A 16586-nucleotide genomic window follows, 5' to 3' on the forward strand; every position below is an offset into this window, starting at 1 on the left:
TGACCTTTCGTCAGGCGCCGGCCTCGTCGAGCCAGCGGGTGAACCAATGGGCATTGCGCAAGAGCCGCGCATCCTGCCCGCGCGCGCCGACGAGTTGCAGGCCCATCGGCAGGCCGTTTTCGGCGGTGAAGGCCGGGATCGTGACCGCCGGCGTACCCAATAGCGTCCACACCCCGTTGAAAATGGAATCCCCGGTGAACTCAAGCCCCTCGGTCGCGGGGCCGGGCGCGGCGGGGCACAAGATGGCATCGCATCGCTCAAGCACCTCTTCCAGCCCGGCATAAAGCACATCCGGCCAGTCCAGCGCGGCAAGATAATCCCGCGCGACAATCCCCGCCCCCGTCTCAAGCGCCTCTCGCGTGCGCGGGCCCAGCCGGTCCATGCCATCGCGGGCATAGCGATAATAGTAGCGCGCCATCTCCGCGAAATTGATTCGCGCCCGCACCTCCGCCGCCTGATCGAAGGCGGAGGGCAATTCAGCCTCGAACACCTGATCTCCAAGCGCCCCGGCCAACTCGGCAAAGGCGGCATGAAGCTGCGGGTCCGCGTCTTTCCAGCCCGGCGGTTTGATCAATGCGAAGGTCGGCGTAATCGGAGGCTCATTGCGCGCAACCTCAAGAAGATGGGGGGCGGGCCTTGGCGCCGTGGCCTTGTCCGCCGGATCGAACCCGAACAGCGTATCGGCGATCAGCGCCGCGTCCAGCGGCGTGCGCGCGAAGACGCCGAGCGTGTCGAGCGTGGGCGATTGCATCAGGACACCGCGTCGCGGAATGGCTCCGAAGCTCGCCTTGAACCCCGTCACCCCGCAGAACGACGCCGGACGGATCACAGACCCCCCGGTCTGCGTTCCTATCGCCAGCGGCACCTGACCGTCCGCCACTGCGGCGGCGGAGCCCGAGGACGACCCGCCCGGCGTATGCGCCGGATCATGCGGGTTGCGTGTCTCACCGGCCTGCATGAACGCAAGCTCTGTCGTGACGGTCTTGCCCAGGATGACGGCACCGGCCTGCTTGAGCCGCCCGACAACAAAGGCGTCCTCAACCGGCACCCGCCCCTTGTCGATCGGGCACCCGTTCTCTGTCGGGATTCCGGCGGTGTCTATGATGTCCTTGAGACCGACCGGCATTCCGTGAAGCGGGCCGATCGGCCGTCCGGACTTGCGGTATGTATCAAGGCGCCGCGCCTGATCGCGCGCGAACTCCGGGTCGATCCATGCCCACGCGCGCACGGCCTCGTCCCGTTCGGCAATACGATCAAGGCAGGCGTCGGTCAGATCGATGGCAGAGATCGCCCCCGTCGCCAGCCCGTCGCGAAGTGTCAGCGCATCCAGCGCGATAAGGTCGGACTTAGTTCCCATACATCAACTCCGGCAGGTAGAACACGATCTGCGGAAAGGAGTACATCAGGACCATCGACACGAGAACGCAGAACAGGAACGGCATCACCCCCGCGAAGATCTGCGTCAGCTTGATCTCGGGCGGCGCGATCCCCTTGAGATAATAGGCCGACATGGCCATTGGCGGGGTCAGAAAGCTGGTTTGCAGGTTCAGTGCCACCAGAATTCCGAAGAACAGCGGATCGACATTGAAGAACTGCAAGAGAGGCAGGAAAATCGGCACGAAGATGATGATGATTTCCGACCATTCCAGCGGCCAGCCAAGCCCGAAGATGATAAGCTGCGCAAGGATCAGGAACATAAGCGGCGTCAGGTTCAGGCCTTGCACGAACTCGGAAATCAGGTGCTCCCCGCCGAGATAGGAGAACACCGCCGAGAACACGTAGGAGCCGACAAACAGCCAGCAGACCATCGCCGTTGTGCGCACCGTGAGATAGACGCTTTCGCGCAGCCTCTGCCATGTCATCGCGCGGTAGATGAAGGCCAGGAATATCCCGCCAAGCGCCCCGATGGAGGCCGCCTCCGTCGGCGTCGCAAGACCGAACAGGATCGAGCCGAGCACCGCAAAAATCAGGAAGGCCAGCGGCAGGAATGAGGTCAGGATCATCACCAGAAGCTTGATGAAGGGAACGTCCGGCACCTCTTCCTTCGTGGGGCGCGGGGCGACCGAGGGTTGCAGGACCGACCGGCCGATCACATAGACGAGGTAAAGGCCCACCAGTGTCAGCCCGGGAAAAAGGGCCGCCGCGTACAGGCGCACGATCGACACGTTCGAGGCAGCGGCATAGACGATGAGCATGATCGAGGGCGGAATGAGAATGCCCAGCGTGCCGCCCGCGCAGATGATACCGCTCGCAAAGGATGGGTTATACCGCGCCTTGAGCATCGCCGGCAGCGCAAGTAGCCCCATCAGCGTCACCACCGCCCCCACGATGCCTGTCGCCGTGGCGAAAAGCGCGCAGGTGATCAGCGCCGCAACACCCATCGATCCGGGCATGTTCTTGGAGGCGACATTCAACGTGGTAAACAGCCGGTCAACGATGTTGGCGCGCTCCACGATATACCCCATGAACAGGAACAGGGGTACGGCGGTCAGAACCTCGTTCGACATCACCGTGAACGTCTGGTTCACGAACAGGTCGAATATTCGGTTGTTCAACAAACCTTCAAGCCAGAGCGAGGTCTGGTCCCACCAACTGGCATCCTCTGCCAGCCGGTCGTATTCGCGCCACATGCGACGCTCATTGAAATAGGCGTAGTAGCCAAAACCTATGCCCATGGCCATCAGTGTGAAGGCAATCGGGAAACCCAGAAAGACAAAGGCAATGAACAACCCCAGCATCATCAGGGCGATTTGGGGATCGGTCATGGATGCGCGTCCTTCTCGGCCTTGTTCGCCTTTTGCAGCAGGAGGTCTTCGGTCTCGAAGACATCTTCATCGGCGATCAGCCACTCGTTGGTGCGGATCGCGAGAATGCAGCGGCACACCTGCGCGATCCCCTGAATGAACAGCAGAAGACCCGCCGCGACGATCACCGTCTTGAACTGGTATATCGGCACACCTGCGGGGCTGTTCACCGAAACCTCGCCATAACCCCAGGACCGCGCGGCATATTTCCACCCGGCCAGGACCAGTGCCACAACACCGGGAAAGAAGAACAGGAAATACAGCACCAGATCCAGCTTGGCCTGAGTCCTCGGCTGCCACAGGCGATAGAGGAAATCGCCACGCACATGACCGCCCCGCGACAGGGTATAGGCGCCCCCCATCATGAAAAGCGAGCCATACATGATGAACGACACATCAAGCGCCCATGCTGTCGGATTGTTCATGACATAGCGCACGAAGACCTCGTATCCCGTGCCTACCGCCATCATGATGATCAGCCAGGCGAATGCCTTGCCGAACCAGGCCGACAGACTGTCGACGAAACGGATGAACCGTATCACGCTTCCCCCTCCTTTGCGTGGCAAGCGGCCCCGGCGCAAATAACGCCGGGGCCCGTATCAGTCCGGTATTCCGCGGTCTCAGAGGTCCAGACGACCGGGGAAATAGTGCTCATAGGCCAGCGTATAGTCCGGCGCGTTCATGATCTCATAGTAGGTGACCTGCTCCACCCACTCGCGCTGACTGTCGAGGCACTTCTTCATGAACGGATCGGCTTCAAGCTCGGGGATCAACTCATCCCATGCCTCAAGCTGTGCGGCCAGAATCTCCTCGGAGGTGCGGTGAACCGTCACGCCAGCCTCTTCCTTCAACCACTTCAGGTCTGCGGAATAGCGGCGCATCGCCTTCGCCGTGTTGGCCGTGGAGGCCGCTTCGACGCCATATTTCAGAATGGCGCGAAGATCCGGGTCAAGATCCTCCATCGTGAACTTGCTGAACAGGAACTCGAAGCTTTCCGACGCCTGGTGATAGGATGACAGGTAGTAGTTCTTGGCCACGTCGTGCGCGCCAAAGTCCTTGTCCGACGACGGGTTGTTGAACTCGAAGGCGTCGATCACGCCGCGCTCCATGGCGGGCACGATTTCACCGCCCGGAAGCTGCGCCACCGACATGCCCATCGACTGCAACAGATCGGCCGCCAGACCCACGGTGCGGTATTTGAAGCCCTGAAGGTCTTCGGGCGTGTTGACCTCCTCCTTGAACCAGCCGAAGGGCTGCGCGAACATCGGAAAGCCCATGTAGCCATCGACGTCCAGCCCCATGATGTCCTGCGTCAGCTCGTCATAGAGAGCCTTGCCGCCGCCTTCGTAGAACCAGCTCAGCATCGTGGTGGCCGAGCCGCCGAAGACCGGGCCGGTCCCGAAGAGCGAAGCGGCCTTGTTCTTGCCATACCAGTAGACGGGAACCGAATGGGCCGCATCCAGAACGCCGTCGTTCACCGCGTCCAGAACCTGGAAGGCACCGACAACGGCACCTGCGGGCAGAACGTCGATCTTCAGGCGTCCACCCGACATCTCTTCGACCCGGTCGGCATAGTCTTGAGCGAACTCCTGCCAGATGTTGCCCGCCCCCCAGGACGTCTGCATCTTTAGGACGATCGGCGATTGCGCCAATACGGCCGGTGCGGCCAGTGTTCCGGCTGCGGCCCCCCCGGCGAGCGCGGAGCGCCTCAGGAACGAACGGCGGTTGATCTTTGCTTTGTCAGTCATGGTTTCCTCCCAATGCGCCACTTCAGGGTTTCGGATCGGCACCGGCTTCTTGTGCACATGTCGAAGCGTAGGGCCTCCAGTCGGCGCTGTGGTAACCTTAAATTACCAATTTTGGATTGCAAGGTCTTTGCGAAGGATTAAATGCCGGTTTCTGAATGGGACTCGGGGAACGGAAGTGTCGTCGGGCGATCAGTCTGACGTGAAGGGATTCACTGCCGCCTCTCAACGCGTTTCAACAGCGCTCAGAGATTGGCGCACTGCACTACCCGCCCGATTGGTTCGGAAACCGGATCAGGGCGCCCGATCTTCGGCCTCGTTCACACGCTCCAGAACAGCCATGAAAATGCGTGATCCCACCTCTATCAACTCATCGGGAAAATCATAATCGGGATTATGAAGCGCGGGTCTGCCCTCTCCCGCGCCGAGCAGGAAGATAGCCAGATGCGGCCCGTCCCCAAATCGCCCGAAATCCTCGGACGCGCGCAGGGGAAGCAGACCGGCATCATGGCCAAGGTCCAGTTCGTCAAGCGCGTCGGTCACGATCCGAACGGCCTTGGCATCATTGGCCGTGGTCGCGAAGACATCGTGATAACCGATCTCCACCGTCAGCCCGTCACTCGCGGCGGCGCGCTGCACCGCCGCCTCGGCCCGGTCCACCAGATCGCTCATCCGCGCATCGGTCAGCGTCCGCAACGTCACGAAAAGTTCCGCCCGCCCCGGCGCGACACCGAAAGCGGGTTCGCCCAGCCGCGCATGACAGACCGTGGCGAGGGTGAAATCCGGGTCAGTGCCCGGCGCCCCATGCGACAGGCCGGTCAATTCCGGCATCAACCGACCCAATGCCCGCATCGGGGACAGTCCGGTTTCCGGCTGCGAGGCATGCGCCGTCCGCCCCGACAGAACGACGCGCATCCCGCGCGAGGCACAGCAGGCCGCACCCTCGGCAATCGCCACATGCCCGAGCGGCAGCCCCGGCGCGTTATGAAGGGCAAAGGCGTAGTCCGGCTTCAACTCTCCAAACCTTGGGTCGGCCACCACCCGCGCGGCGCCGCTCCCGTCCTCTTCCGCCGGTTGAAACATGAGCACCACCGACCCGCGTTCGGGGCGTTTACGCCCCAGAAGGCGTGCCACCCCCGCGAGCGTTGCCATATGCCCGTCGTGACCACAAAGGTGCGCCTTGCCCGGCACCAGCGACAGGTAAGGCGGGGTGCCGGTTTCCTCGATCGGCAGGGCGTCAAGCTCGGCCCGAAGAAGCACGCGGGGGCCGGGCACCCCGCTGTCATACACCGCCGCCACACCATGACCGCCAAGCCCGGTCACGATCCGGTCGGGGTAGGTTGGGCGCAGCATCTCCTGCACCCGTTCGGCGGTCACATGCTCTTCGCCCGACAGTTCCGGATGCCGATGCAGTTCGTGGCGCCAGCTGGTCAGATCGACGATATCGGCGTTGCTCAACCGAGGGCGACCGGGGGTGGAACGGGTCATGCGATCTCCTGCTGTGGTCCAGTCGTCCCGGCCTGCCGAGTGCCCCCGAAGACGACGATCACAGCATTCCGCAATGCGCCGACGACTGCAAGCCATCACGTTCCAGAGGAATCGCGAACGGCGCCTGCCCGCATTGAAATCCGCCCCGGAAACGCGGATAACGCACGCTCAATGCGCCGCTGACACGAAAGGCGGGCACGACAGCAAGGTCAGGGCCGATCACATGAGCCGACTATTCGAAGAGCTTGACTATTGCCCGACTCCGATTGGCGCGCTGAGCCTGCGGCGACGCCGGGAGCTCAAACTCGGCGTCGATGTCTACGAGATCATGCTCGGTCAGGAATTTCTCATGACGAGCCTGTTCACCGACTCCGAGGTCGCGCTTGCCCGGCTGGCGATCGCGGCGCATGGCGGCGAGGCACTGGATTTCGTGGTGGGCGGGCTTGGCCTTGGCTACACGGCGAAAGAGGTTCTTGCCCATGACAGCGTGTCCGATCTTGTGGTAGTGGACTACCTTGCGCCGGTGATCGAATGGCATGAGGCCGGCATCCTGCCGATGGGCACGGAGTTGGCGGACGATCCCCGCTGCCGTCTGGTGCAGGGGGACTTCTTCGACATGGCGGCGCGGCCGGCGGGATTCGATCCCGACACGCCGGGGCGCAGGTTCGACGCGATCCTTGTCGATATAGATCATTCGCCCGACGCGCTTCTCGATGAGCGCAGCGACAGTTTCTATCAGCCCGGCGGCCTGCGCTCTGTCTTGCGGCATCTGAAACCCGGCGGAATCTTCGGCCTGTGGTCGAACGAAAAGACGGACGCGCGGTTTCTGATCCGTCTGGAACAGGTGTTCCCCCACGCATGGGCGGAACCGGTGACGTTTCACAACCCGCTCACGGATCGCCCGTTCACGCAGACGGTCTATCTTGCGCGGGCCGCGACCGCCCAATGACCACATCCGTCACCGCGCAAGGGGCGGTTTCTCCACCCTGCCCGGTTTGTGGCCGGGACGAGACTGCGTCTTTCGCGTCCGTCGATGGCCGCGACTACTGGCGCTGTCCCGGCTGCGCGGCGCGGTTCCTCGACCCGCGCCAACATCCCGCACGCGCAGAGGAATATGCGGCCTACCTTACCCACGATAACGATCCCCACGATCCGCGTTATCGCCGGTTCCTGTCGAAGCTGGCCGATCCGCTTCTGGATCGCCTCCCCCACCATGCAAGGGGCCTTGATTACGGGTGCGGGCCGGGGCCGGCACTGGCCGCGATGCTGCGGGAGGCGGGGCACGAGGTGGCGCTTTACGATCCGTTCTTCGCGCCTGACCCCGCGCCTTTGGCCGATACCTATGATTTCGTCACCTGCACCGAAACGGCAGAGCATTTTCATCGCCCGGCGGAGGAATTCACCCGCTTGCGCGACCTTGTGCGGCGCGGCGGCTGGCTCGCGCTGATGACCTGCTTTCAGACCGATGATGCCCGGTTCGCGGGCTGGCACTACCGCAAGGATCCGACCCATGTGGTGTTCTACCGCGAAGAGACCTTCCACCATCTGGCGCAGGCATGGGGCTGGACCTGCGAGGTGCCGGAAAAGGATGTCGCTCTGATGCGGCGCCCGGCCGCGCGGGACGCATCCGCATGACTAGCTGGCATCACGAAGAGCGGCTGCAAGCCGTTCACCGCGCGGTTCTCGACAGCGGCGCGGCGAGCGTGCTTGACCTTGGCTGCGGCGATGGCGATCTTTTCGTGCGTCTGGCGCAGGACCCCGGCATCACGCGGCTTGTCGGGATCGATTTGTGTTCCGACTCTCTCGACCGGCTTCGGCGCAGGCTTGAAAAAACCCCGGTGAAGGCGCAAGGGATTGATGTGCGCATCGCCTCCATGACCGAACACGCCCCGGATCTGGCGGGGTTTGATTGCGCGGTTCTGGTCGAGACGATTGAGCACATCGACCCCGACCGCCTGTCGCAACTCGAACGCGCGATCTTTCACGGTATGCGCCCGGCAACCGTGATCATCACCACCCCAAATGCAGAGTTCAACCCGCTGCTTGGCGTTCCGGCCCATCGCTTCCGCCACCCCGATCACCGCTTCGAATGGCCGCGCGCCCGGTTCCGGGACTGGGGGCGCCGCGTGGCGCAAGGCGCGGGATACACCGTCGCCTTTCACGACATCGCGGGCTGTCACCCCGATCTGGGGGGCGCCAGCCAGATGGCCGTTTTCCAGGCTGCAAAGACACGCGTATCGCGCCTGTGACACTCCACCGACGTGAACAATCGCCTGAATCGCGCATCGAAGGCATCACGCTATCTTCCGTTCCCGCGTCAGACGCCGCGCGATGAAATAGCACGCCACCGCCAGCATCAGGCACCACCCCCCGATCACGAGACTTTGGGTCGGAAAATCAATGCCGCGGTCGATCAGAACGCCGGTGATGCCGGGCCCGATCGCCGTTGACACGACCATGATCGTCGTCGCGAGCGACCGGATCGCGCCCAGATGCATCGTGCCATAGACATCCGGCAGCAAGACCCCCCAAAGCGCGCTGGCCATGCCCTGGGTGATTCCGATGAACCCCAGCGCGAGATACCAGACGAGCACATGCTCGGCCGGGCTGATCAGCGCGATGCCGATCCCCATCGGCACAAGCAGACCGGGCAAGAGCCGGTATGACCCGAACCGATCCGCCGCCCAGCCCGCCGAAAAGGCCGAAATCACCGTCAACACGGCATAGGCGGAATATCCGGGCGCCATTTCCACCAGCGACCAGCCCTTCACATCGGCCACATGCACCTGATGAAAAAACACCACCGTGCTTATGAACCCCGGCGTCAGAAGAACCGGCAGCAGCGCGGGCAGAAGCCAGTGCCGCGCCGCATCCATCCGGCGCCATTGGCGGCCATGCAAACCGGGGCGATCCTCGGTGCCCGAATGGCCTTTGGGGGACCGACCCTCCGCCAGCATGGCGAACAGCATCGGCGCGACCGCAAACAGCAGGATCACCGCGACGGCAACCCATGTGAATCGCCAGCCGATGACGCTTATGGCCAGCACAGTCAGGATCGGAACGACCACTTCGCCCGCCGGATGACCAAGATTGGCGATGGAAACCGCCTGCCCCCGGCGCGCCTCGAACCACCGCCCCATCGCCGTCATGGCGATATGGCCGAACATGCCCTGCCCGCAGAACCGCAAGGCAAAAAGGGCCAGCCCGAGAATCCAGATATTCCACGCAAAGGCCATGCTGAGCGCCGCGACAGCGAAAATCACCGCAATCAGGGGGGCAAGACGCGACAACAACATCGTATCGGCCAGAGAGCCGCGCCAGAACATGACGACGGCCGACGACAACGTCGCAACGGTGTAAAGGCCGCCCCAGCCGCCATCGGTCAGGCCATGCACGTCCTTTATGAACCCGGCGAACAGCGAAATGAACCATGTCTGCCCGAAGGCCGATGCGAATGTGAGCAGGAAACCAACGCCGAGCCAGCGGATGTTGTCCTTGAAAAATCTGAGCATCGGCGATCAATCGGTGTCTGGTTTCTGCGGCGAGTTGAAAGGCAGCAAAACAGGGGCGCCGCACGAGCGTCCGGACGATACGAAGCATTCGCGCGGCGTTCTCTTTCAACCTCGTGTTCGTGGCACAGCCAACGCCGGAGCACAAGCCGCGCCCCGCACCGTCAGCCCTTGGACACCCGCTCCTCGAAGCGGCTCAGAACCTCGCGCAGATCCGGCGTCAGGTACTCTCTGGCACGGTCCGCGACATCAACGGGCACGCCGTGGCGCGCTTCGGCGACGGCCCCGGCGATACAGGCCAGCGTGTCGGTGTCCCCGCCGAGGCCGATGACGGTTCTCACCGTCTCCTCCCAGCTTTCACAAACAAACGCCGCAGCAAGCGCCACTGGTACGGTCCCGGCGGCAGAGACGTCGAAGCCGCCCCGCGCAAGCGCGCTTTCTGCCCGCAGATCATATCCGAACGTGCCCGTCAGCCAGTCCCGCACCTCCCCGACACTCGCGCCCTGACGAAAGGCAAGGATGGTGCGCGCAACAGCCCGCGCCGCGGCCACGGCATCGGGGTGATCGTGGCTGACCTGCGCCTGCGCAGCGGCAAGGTGGTCGGCATCTTCGGCGCTTTTGGTAAGCCACCCGACGGCGGACACCCGCATCGGCGCGCCATTGCCCCAGCTTCCATACCCCGAAGTCCTCTCGGAAAACGCCCACTGCCGGAACATGCCGCCATAGCCGCGATCGGGATGGCGGCGGACAAAGTGCTTCAATGTCGTGCTGAAGTCTGCGCCCTGCATGAGCGCCTCCGCCACGGCGAGGGTGCATACCGTGTCATCGGTGAACCGGCAGTCCGGCGCGAACAGCTCGAACCCCTCGGGCGGTCCCGAATCTCCCTCAAAGCGCGAGCCTGCGATGTCACCGGCGATTGCGCCGATCATGAAGACACTCCTTCCAACGGTCATCGCGCGTATCCATGGGCTCAAGATGACCAATCGGCGGACAAATTTCAAATCCTCGCGGAGATCGCCACGCAAGCCGCCCCCGCAACGCGCCGTGGACAATGGGCAGGAATACTGCTACTGGCGTGGCCGGTGGGCAGACATCTCAATACCGTGCGCCCCCTGATCCAAGCAACATTGACCCGCGACACAATCAACGGGGCGTGGCGCGCTCTTGGCCAGACAAACAGGAGACAGGATGTTCACAAAGTTCGCTCTTTGCGAAAAACTCAGCCGCAAGACGGTTGCGCGGGTTCATCGTTATCTTTTCGATTTCGGGCAAGGGGCACATCGCGTGTTCTGGAACGGCGAACAGGCGTATATCGAAACCGATTGCCCGGACGATATCAGCCTGCTGCGTCAACAGTTTCCCGACGTGGTGCAGATCAATGACCGGCATCGAGGCGGCGCACCGCGCTAACCCGCCGCGGGCCGCGAAGCGCACGCCCGCCGAATGTGGCCCTCGCTTGCAGGACAGCACCGGAATGCGCCGGCCATGCAGGTCAGCGCATCAGAACGACAGGAACCTTGCACGACCGGACCATTTCGGTTGTCGTGGACCCGATGATCATAGAGCGGATACGGCTGTGTCCATAGGCGCCCATGACCACCATATCGAAGTTTTCCCCCTCGACAAGCTTGCCAAGCGCCTCATCGGGGCGGCCCTCGACCACCCGCGTTTCAGCCTCGATTCCCGCCGCCTTGAGCTGCGCCTTCGCATCCTCAAGGTTCTTCTTGGCCTCGGCGGTTACCGCGCCAACCGTGACGACATGGATGGACAGCCCCTGAAACAGCGGGCTGCGCGCGATGTGGTCGATGGCCTTCATCGCTGACACACCGCCATCATAGGCCACCATCACCTTCTCGATTGGCTTGAAGGCCCGGGAGGCGACGAAAATCGGCTTGTGCGCCGTGCGCACGATCCGTTCAAGGTTGGATCCGAGGTGCCCCTTGGCAAAATCGGCGGCCTCCCCCCGTTTGCCGATCACGATGACGCGGGCGTCCGCCTCGACCTCCGCGACCGTCTCGACAATATCCCCGTGACGCAGCCGGGTGGTGATCTCGGTCACGCCCGCCTCATCGAGGATCTTGCGCGCATCGTCAAGAATGGCGCGGCCGCGATAGCTGGTCAGCTTGGCGCGCTGCGCATCAAGCTCTGCAAGCTCCTCAAGCAGTGCGGTGCGCGCGCCAAGCCGGATCGAGCCTGAAAGATCCTGTTTCTCCGGCGCCTCGCGGCGGCCGAGAACGTGGATCAGCTCCACCGGCGCCTCCGTGCGGGCCGAAATCCACGCGGCATGTTCGCACACCGAGGCCGAATAGATCGACCCGTCCACCAGTGCGATGACTTTCTGTGTCATATCCTGTTCCTTCAATGCGCCATAAGCGTGTCCATCGCGCCCGGCTTGTCATGAACGGCAAGCTTGTCGACGATGGTTTCGGTGGCTTCGTTCATTCCGACGATCTCGACCTCGGCCCCGTCGCGGCGGAACTTCAGGATCGCCATGTCCAGCGCCTGCACGCTGGAAATATCCCAGATATGCGCGCGACTCACGTCGATCACCACTTTCTCCAGCGCTTCCTTGAAGTCAAAGGCATCCATGAAATCCTCGACCGAGCCATAGAACAACTGGCCTTCGACGACATAGGTGCGGTGGCTGCCGCTGCTGGTAATCGTGCTCGTCACCTTGAAAAGCTGCGCGATCTTGCCGGCGAAGAAGATCCCCGACAGCAGCACGCCGACAAGCACGCCAATGGCAAGGTTATGCGTGTAAACGACGGTCACGACCGTTGCGATCATGACGATGGAGGAAGACCGGGGATGCGTTCTCAGCGCCTTGATGGACGACCATGAGAAGGTGCCGACTGCGACCATGATCATGATCGCCACAAGGGCGGCCATCGGGATCTGGCTGACCAGATCGCCCAGAACCACCACCATGAACAACAGGTAAACTCCTGCGGCAAAGGACGACAGACGCCCGCGCCCACCGGATTTGACGTTGATGATCGACTGGCCGATCATCGCGCAGCCGGCCATCCCGCCGATGAACCCCGTCGCGGTGTTGGCCACGCCCTGGCCGATGCACTCCTGGTTGCGGTGCGACTTGGTGTCGGTCAGATCGTCGACGATGTTCTGGGTCATCAGGCTTTCAAGCAGTCCCACGACCGCGACCGCGACCGAATAGGGCAGAACGATCATCAATGTCTCGAACGTCAACGGAATCTGCGGGATCAGAAAGATCGGCAGCGTATCGGGCAGCGCGCCCATGTCGCCCACCGTGCGCACGTCCCAGTCAAAGACCATCGCCAGCGCGGTCAGAACCACGATCGTCACGAGCGGCGAGGGAATCGCCTTGGTCAGAAGCGGGAACAGGTAGATGATGCCAAGCCCCCCGGCGACCAGCGCATAGGTCACCCATGTAACCGTGGCGGGGTCAAGTTCTGGCAGTTGGGCCATGAAAATCAGGATGGCCAGCGCATTGACGAAGCCGGTCATCACCGATTTGGAGACATAGCGCATGATGAAGCCGAGCTTGAGAACCCCCGCGCCGATCTGCAAAAGCCCCGCCAGAACCGTGGCCGCCAGCAGATATTGCAGCCCGTGCTCCTTGACCAGCGTAATCATAAGAACCGCGGTCGCCGCCGTCGCCGCGGAAATCATGCCCGGTCGTCCCCCGGTGATGGCAATGATCACTGCGATGGAGAAACTGGCATAAAGCCCGACCTTGGGGTCGACCCCGGCGATGATGGAAAATGCGATGGCCTCGGGGATCAGGGCCAGTGCGACCACAAGACCGGCCAGAAGATCGCCGCGAATGTTGCCAAACCACTGGCTGCGATAGGCGTTGAGAGAGATCATGAACGTCCGTTTCCGTCCGACATCGCCCGGACTGGGCAGTATCAGGTTGCTTGTGTTTCGTGTGTTCGGGATATCTGGCGGATCAGTGGCGCACCAAGCTGCAACGGAATCGCCCTGAGGCCCCAATTCTGCGGCGCAGCATAGTGGGATTTCAGAAAGGCACAACCCGATAGTTCCCTGCCGCTTCGAAGCGCTTTGAAAACGGCCGCCGGCACGAACGACAGCCGCCCCGACACCCGGTTCAGAGAAGCACCCAGACCACCCAGGGCGCCACAAGCGCGGTCAGCAGCGCGTTCAGCCCCATGCCGATCCCGGCAAAGGCACCGGCCGTGTCGTTGACCTGAAACGCGCGCGCCGTGCCGATGCCATGCGCGGCCACACCCACGGCAAAGCCGCGCGCGCGCCAGTCACGGATACGCAGCAGCGTCATCAGCGGTGTAACCACAACGGCGCCGATGATCCCGGTCAGGATGACGAGAACCGCCGTCAGCGTCGGCAGGCCGCCAATCTGCTCGGAAATGCCGATCGCCACCGGCGCGGTGGCTGATTTGGGGGCCAGCGACAACAGCAACGCGCCCTCGACGCCGAGCATGCGCGCCACCACAAGCGCCGAGACCACCGCGGTGAGCGAGCCGGCGAGCAGTGCGCCGAACATCGGGATGAGGCTGCGGCGGATGAGGTGAAGGTTGTTGTATAGCGGCACCGCCAGAGCCACCGTGGCGGGCCCGAGCATGAAATGGACGAACTGCGCCCCGTCGAAATAGGTCCGATAGGGGGTCGCGGTCGCATAGAGAACGCCGGTCAGAAGCAGCATCGCCACCAGAACCGGATTGACCAGCGGGTTGTGACGGGCTGCCCGGGACGCGGCATCGCCAAGCAGATACGCGACCAGCGTGGCCGTCAACCAGAGCAGCGGTTCCTGACTGAGGTAGGCCCAGATATCCGGCAAGGGGGTCATTGCGCATCCTCCTCAACGCCGGTCAGCCTGGCCAGCGCCACGAATGCCAGCGCGCCGACAGCAAGCGCAAGAACGGTGCTGATCAGCAGGGCCAGCACAAGCGCCGGACCGGCCTGCGACAGCAGGCCGAGATGTGCGGTCACGCCCACACCCGCCGGAACGAACAGCAAGGACAAATGCGCCAGAATCCCCTGCGCTGTCGGCGTAATCGCCTTCGCCGCGCCCGGCACGACCAGAAACAGTGCCAAAAGGCCCGCCATCCCCAGAACCGGACCGGGCACCGGCAGATCAAGACCCCGTGCCAAGGTTTCGCCCAGAAGCTGAAACATCAGAATGACGGCGATATGCACAATCACGGCGATTCCTTTCCCGTTGCCCCTCGCCTCATGCCTACACGATTGGCGGCGGGGGGCGCAAAAGGCGGAACAGGTCCGCGAACCGCGATCCCGGTGCCAGACCGGGACCGGAGCGCGATTTATGCGGACAGCCAGCCGTCAAGCTTGCCTTCATCCGGCAGACCGCCGGTATGGACCAGCTTGCCATCCACCGCGATCCCGGGCGTCGACATCACCCCGGCCATGGCGATGGATTTCTGATCGGTCACCTTTTCGACATCGACCTCGATACCCAGACGCGCGGCGGCCTCCTTGACCATTTTCTCAGTCGCCTCGCAGCGTTTGCAGCCGGGACCATAGACCTTGACGTTTTTCATGGTTTCTCTCCTTGAGGAATTTCGTAACCCGATGGGTCACATGATGATGTTGAACAGAAAGCCGGTGGCGAGGATGCCCATCGAGACCACGGCGAGAAAGATCGCGATAAGCCGGTAGGTCAGCACCTGCTTGAGAATAATCATCTCCGGCAGGCTCAACGCGATCACCGACATCATGAAGGCCAGCGTCGTGCCAAGTGCCGCGCCCTTGCCCAGAAGCGCCTCGACGATGGGAATCACACCGGCGGCGTTGGTGTACATCGGCACGCCCACGACCACGGCGGCCGGCACCGACCACCACGCCTCGCCGCCCATGATGCGCAGCATCATCGCCTCGGGCACATATCCGTGGATCAGAGCGCCGATGCTGATGCCGACCACCACCCAGATCCAGACCTTGCCGACGATTTCACGGACCTGCTCCAGCCCGATCTTCATCCGGTCGACCATGCTCAGCCGCTCTTGCGGCACGTCGCCCACGGCGCCGGTGTTCAGCTCGCGCACCCAGTCCTGAAGATACCGCTCAAGCCCCATCCGGCCCAGAACCCAACCGGCGACCGTCGCGATGGTAAACCCGAACACGAGGTAGATCGTGGTGATCTGCCAGCCAACCAGCCCGAACAGCAGGCCCAGCCCCACCGGCCCCACCATCGGCCCCGCGATCAGAAACGAAAATGTCACGCCAAGCGGAATGCCCGCCGAGACGAACCCGATGAAAAGCGGCACGGAAGAGCACGAACAAAACGGCGTGAACACACCCAGAAGCGCGGCAAGGGGATAGCCCGCGATCTCGCGCTTGCCGGCGAGGATGGCGCGGGTCTTTTCCGGGCTGAACCAGCTGCGCAAAACCCCGGTGACGAAGACGATCAGCGTCAGCAGCAAAAGCACCTTCGGCACGTCATAGACGAAAAAGGCGATCGCCTCGCCGGTGTGGCTGTGGCGCGCGACGGGAAAGAACGAAGTCACCCATTCGGAAAACGGAACGAGCTGGCTGTAAAGCACCCACCAGATCGCAGCGGCCAGCGCCGCCCCGAGATACCAGAGCCAGTCCGGCGCACCGCGGCGGGCGGCGGTCTCATGTGTTTCGGTTGTCATGCCACTTCCAGTTCTGAGATGTGTTCGGCGGCGGCCATCACCGCGTCGATGATGGCGGCAAATTCGGGGGACAGATCGGGATCGCGGCGATAGCGCACCCATTGCGCATCGCGCCGCGCCGTCACGATTCCGGCGGTCTGAAGAATTTTCATATGCCGGGACATGCGGCTCTGGCTGGCGTCGAGCCGGGCCATAAGCTCGCAGACGCAATGCTCTCCGCCGCCCCACAGGATGGTAAGCGCGGCACGGCGCGTCGGATCGGCGAGGGCTGTCAGAATCTCCTGCACGGCGGTCTCCTTGGATATCAACTCAAACGCATATGCGCATTTATTGATGCTTCCGCCATGCGACCCGCTGCCGCAGACATCTGCCCCGCGCCGCCACAGCCGGAGATCTGGCCACTGGTGGCCGTGTTTCGGCTCCGGC

At 63.0% G+C, this 16586-nt stretch carries 18 protein-coding genes; 4 read left to right on the forward strand and 14 right to left on the reverse strand.

Going from position 1 to position 16586, the window contains the following annotated elements; genetic code table 11:
* Window positions 1-10 precede the first annotated feature (10 nt).
* The 5 genes from BMW66_RS11000 to BMW66_RS11020 form a co-directional block, all read right to left on the reverse strand.
* A complete protein-coding gene (locus BMW66_RS11000; protein WP_093118413.1) occupies window positions 11-1357 on the reverse strand; it encodes an amidase in 1347 nt (448 codons plus the stop codon).
* Entirely contained in the window at window positions 1347-2765 is a 1419-nt protein-coding gene (locus tag BMW66_RS11005) for a TRAP transporter large permease (protein ID WP_093118415.1), read from the reverse strand. The genes BMW66_RS11000 and BMW66_RS11005 overlap by 11 nt, the downstream gene beginning before the upstream one ends.
* Window positions 2762-3346, reverse strand: a complete 585-nt coding sequence (locus BMW66_RS11010; RefSeq protein ID WP_093118417.1) for a TRAP transporter small permease subunit — start codon at window positions 3344-3346, stop codon at window positions 2762-2764. Before BMW66_RS11010 ends, BMW66_RS11005 begins: the two co-directional genes overlap by 4 nt.
* 78 nt (window positions 3347-3424) lie before the next feature.
* Window positions 3425-4552: a TRAP transporter substrate-binding protein gene (locus BMW66_RS11015; protein WP_093118515.1), complete on the reverse strand. Its 1128-nt coding sequence runs from the start codon at window positions 4550-4552 to the stop codon at window positions 3425-3427.
* A 291-nt stretch (window positions 4553-4843) separates the two neighbouring features.
* Window positions 4844-6037, reverse strand: coding sequence for an amidohydrolase (locus BMW66_RS11020; RefSeq protein WP_093118419.1), 1194 nt, complete (start codon window positions 6035-6037; stop codon window positions 4844-4846).
* A gap of 223 nt (window positions 6038-6260) precedes the next feature.
* Here BMW66_RS11020 and BMW66_RS11025 point away from each other — a divergent pair, with 223 nt between their 5' ends.
* From BMW66_RS11025 to BMW66_RS11035, 3 genes are read left to right on the forward strand one after another with little or no spacing between them, the layout of a single operon-like run.
* A complete protein-coding gene (locus BMW66_RS11025) occupies window positions 6261-6986 on the forward strand; it encodes a spermidine synthase (RefSeq protein WP_093118421.1) in 726 nt (241 codons plus the stop codon).
* Window positions 6983-7672, forward strand: coding sequence for a class I SAM-dependent methyltransferase (locus BMW66_RS11030; RefSeq protein WP_093118423.1), 690 nt, complete (start codon window positions 6983-6985; stop codon window positions 7670-7672). The genes BMW66_RS11025 and BMW66_RS11030 overlap by 4 nt, the downstream gene beginning before the upstream one ends.
* Window positions 7669-8286: a methyltransferase domain-containing protein gene (locus tag BMW66_RS11035; protein WP_093118425.1), complete on the forward strand. Its 618-nt coding sequence runs from the start codon at window positions 7669-7671 to the stop codon at window positions 8284-8286. The genes BMW66_RS11030 and BMW66_RS11035 overlap by 4 nt, the downstream gene beginning before the upstream one ends.
* Window positions 8287-8331: 45 nt before the next feature.
* Here the strand turns inward: BMW66_RS11035 and BMW66_RS11040 are convergent, their stop codons facing one another.
* Together BMW66_RS11040 and BMW66_RS11045 are read right to left on the reverse strand one after the other, a co-directional pair.
* Entirely contained in the window at window positions 8332-9549 is a 1218-nt protein-coding gene (locus BMW66_RS11040; protein WP_093118427.1) for an MFS transporter, read from the reverse strand.
* 161 nt (window positions 9550-9710) lie between these two features.
* Complete coding sequence (locus BMW66_RS11045; RefSeq protein ID WP_175483218.1) at window positions 9711-10475, reverse strand: ADP-ribosylglycohydrolase family protein; 765 nt, start codon at window positions 10473-10475, stop codon at window positions 9711-9713.
* A 259-nt stretch (window positions 10476-10734) separates the two neighbouring features.
* On the opposite strand from BMW66_RS11045, the gene BMW66_RS11050 reads away from it, so the two are divergent.
* Complete coding sequence (locus BMW66_RS11050; protein WP_093118431.1) at window positions 10735-10956, forward strand: hypothetical protein; 222 nt, start codon at window positions 10735-10737, stop codon at window positions 10954-10956.
* An 82-nt stretch (window positions 10957-11038) separates the two neighbouring features.
* On the opposite strand, the gene BMW66_RS11055 is transcribed toward BMW66_RS11050, so the two are convergent.
* The 7 genes from BMW66_RS11055 to BMW66_RS11085 form a co-directional block, all read right to left on the reverse strand.
* On the reverse strand, window positions 11039-11893 hold the full coding sequence (locus tag BMW66_RS11055) for a universal stress protein (protein ID WP_093118433.1): 855 nt from the start codon (window positions 11891-11893) through the stop codon (window positions 11039-11041).
* 11 nt (window positions 11894-11904) lie between these two features.
* A complete protein-coding gene (locus BMW66_RS11060; protein ID WP_093118435.1) occupies window positions 11905-13395 on the reverse strand; it encodes a SulP family inorganic anion transporter in 1491 nt (496 codons plus the stop codon).
* 241 nt (window positions 13396-13636) lie between these two features.
* Window positions 13637-14353 carry an LrgB family protein gene (locus tag BMW66_RS11065; RefSeq protein ID WP_093118437.1) on the reverse strand — a complete coding sequence of 239 codons (717 nt, stop codon included), beginning with the start codon at window positions 14351-14353 and terminating at the stop codon, window positions 13637-13639.
* Window positions 14350-14709, reverse strand: a complete 360-nt coding sequence (locus tag BMW66_RS11070; protein WP_093118439.1) for a CidA/LrgA family protein — start codon at window positions 14707-14709, stop codon at window positions 14350-14352. The genes BMW66_RS11065 and BMW66_RS11070 overlap by 4 nt, the downstream gene beginning before the upstream one ends.
* A 119-nt stretch (window positions 14710-14828) precedes the next feature.
* Window positions 14829-15065: a thioredoxin family protein gene (locus BMW66_RS11075; protein WP_093118441.1), complete on the reverse strand. Its 237-nt coding sequence runs from the start codon at window positions 15063-15065 to the stop codon at window positions 14829-14831.
* A gap of 36 nt (window positions 15066-15101) precedes the next feature.
* A complete protein-coding gene (locus tag BMW66_RS11080; RefSeq protein ID WP_093118443.1) occupies window positions 15102-16160 on the reverse strand; it encodes a permease in 1059 nt (352 codons plus the stop codon).
* The gene (locus BMW66_RS11085) at window positions 16157-16447 is read right to left on the reverse strand and encodes an ArsR/SmtB family transcription factor (protein ID WP_093118445.1); all 291 of its coding nucleotides are present in this window, start codon (window positions 16445-16447) and stop codon (window positions 16157-16159) included. Before BMW66_RS11085 ends, BMW66_RS11080 begins: the two co-directional genes overlap by 4 nt.
* Between the last annotated feature and the right edge of the window lie 139 nt (window positions 16448-16586).

The organism is Salinihabitans flavidus (assembly GCF_900110425.1).
Taxonomy (GTDB): Bacteria; Pseudomonadota; Alphaproteobacteria; order Rhodobacterales; family Rhodobacteraceae; genus Salinihabitans; species Salinihabitans flavidus.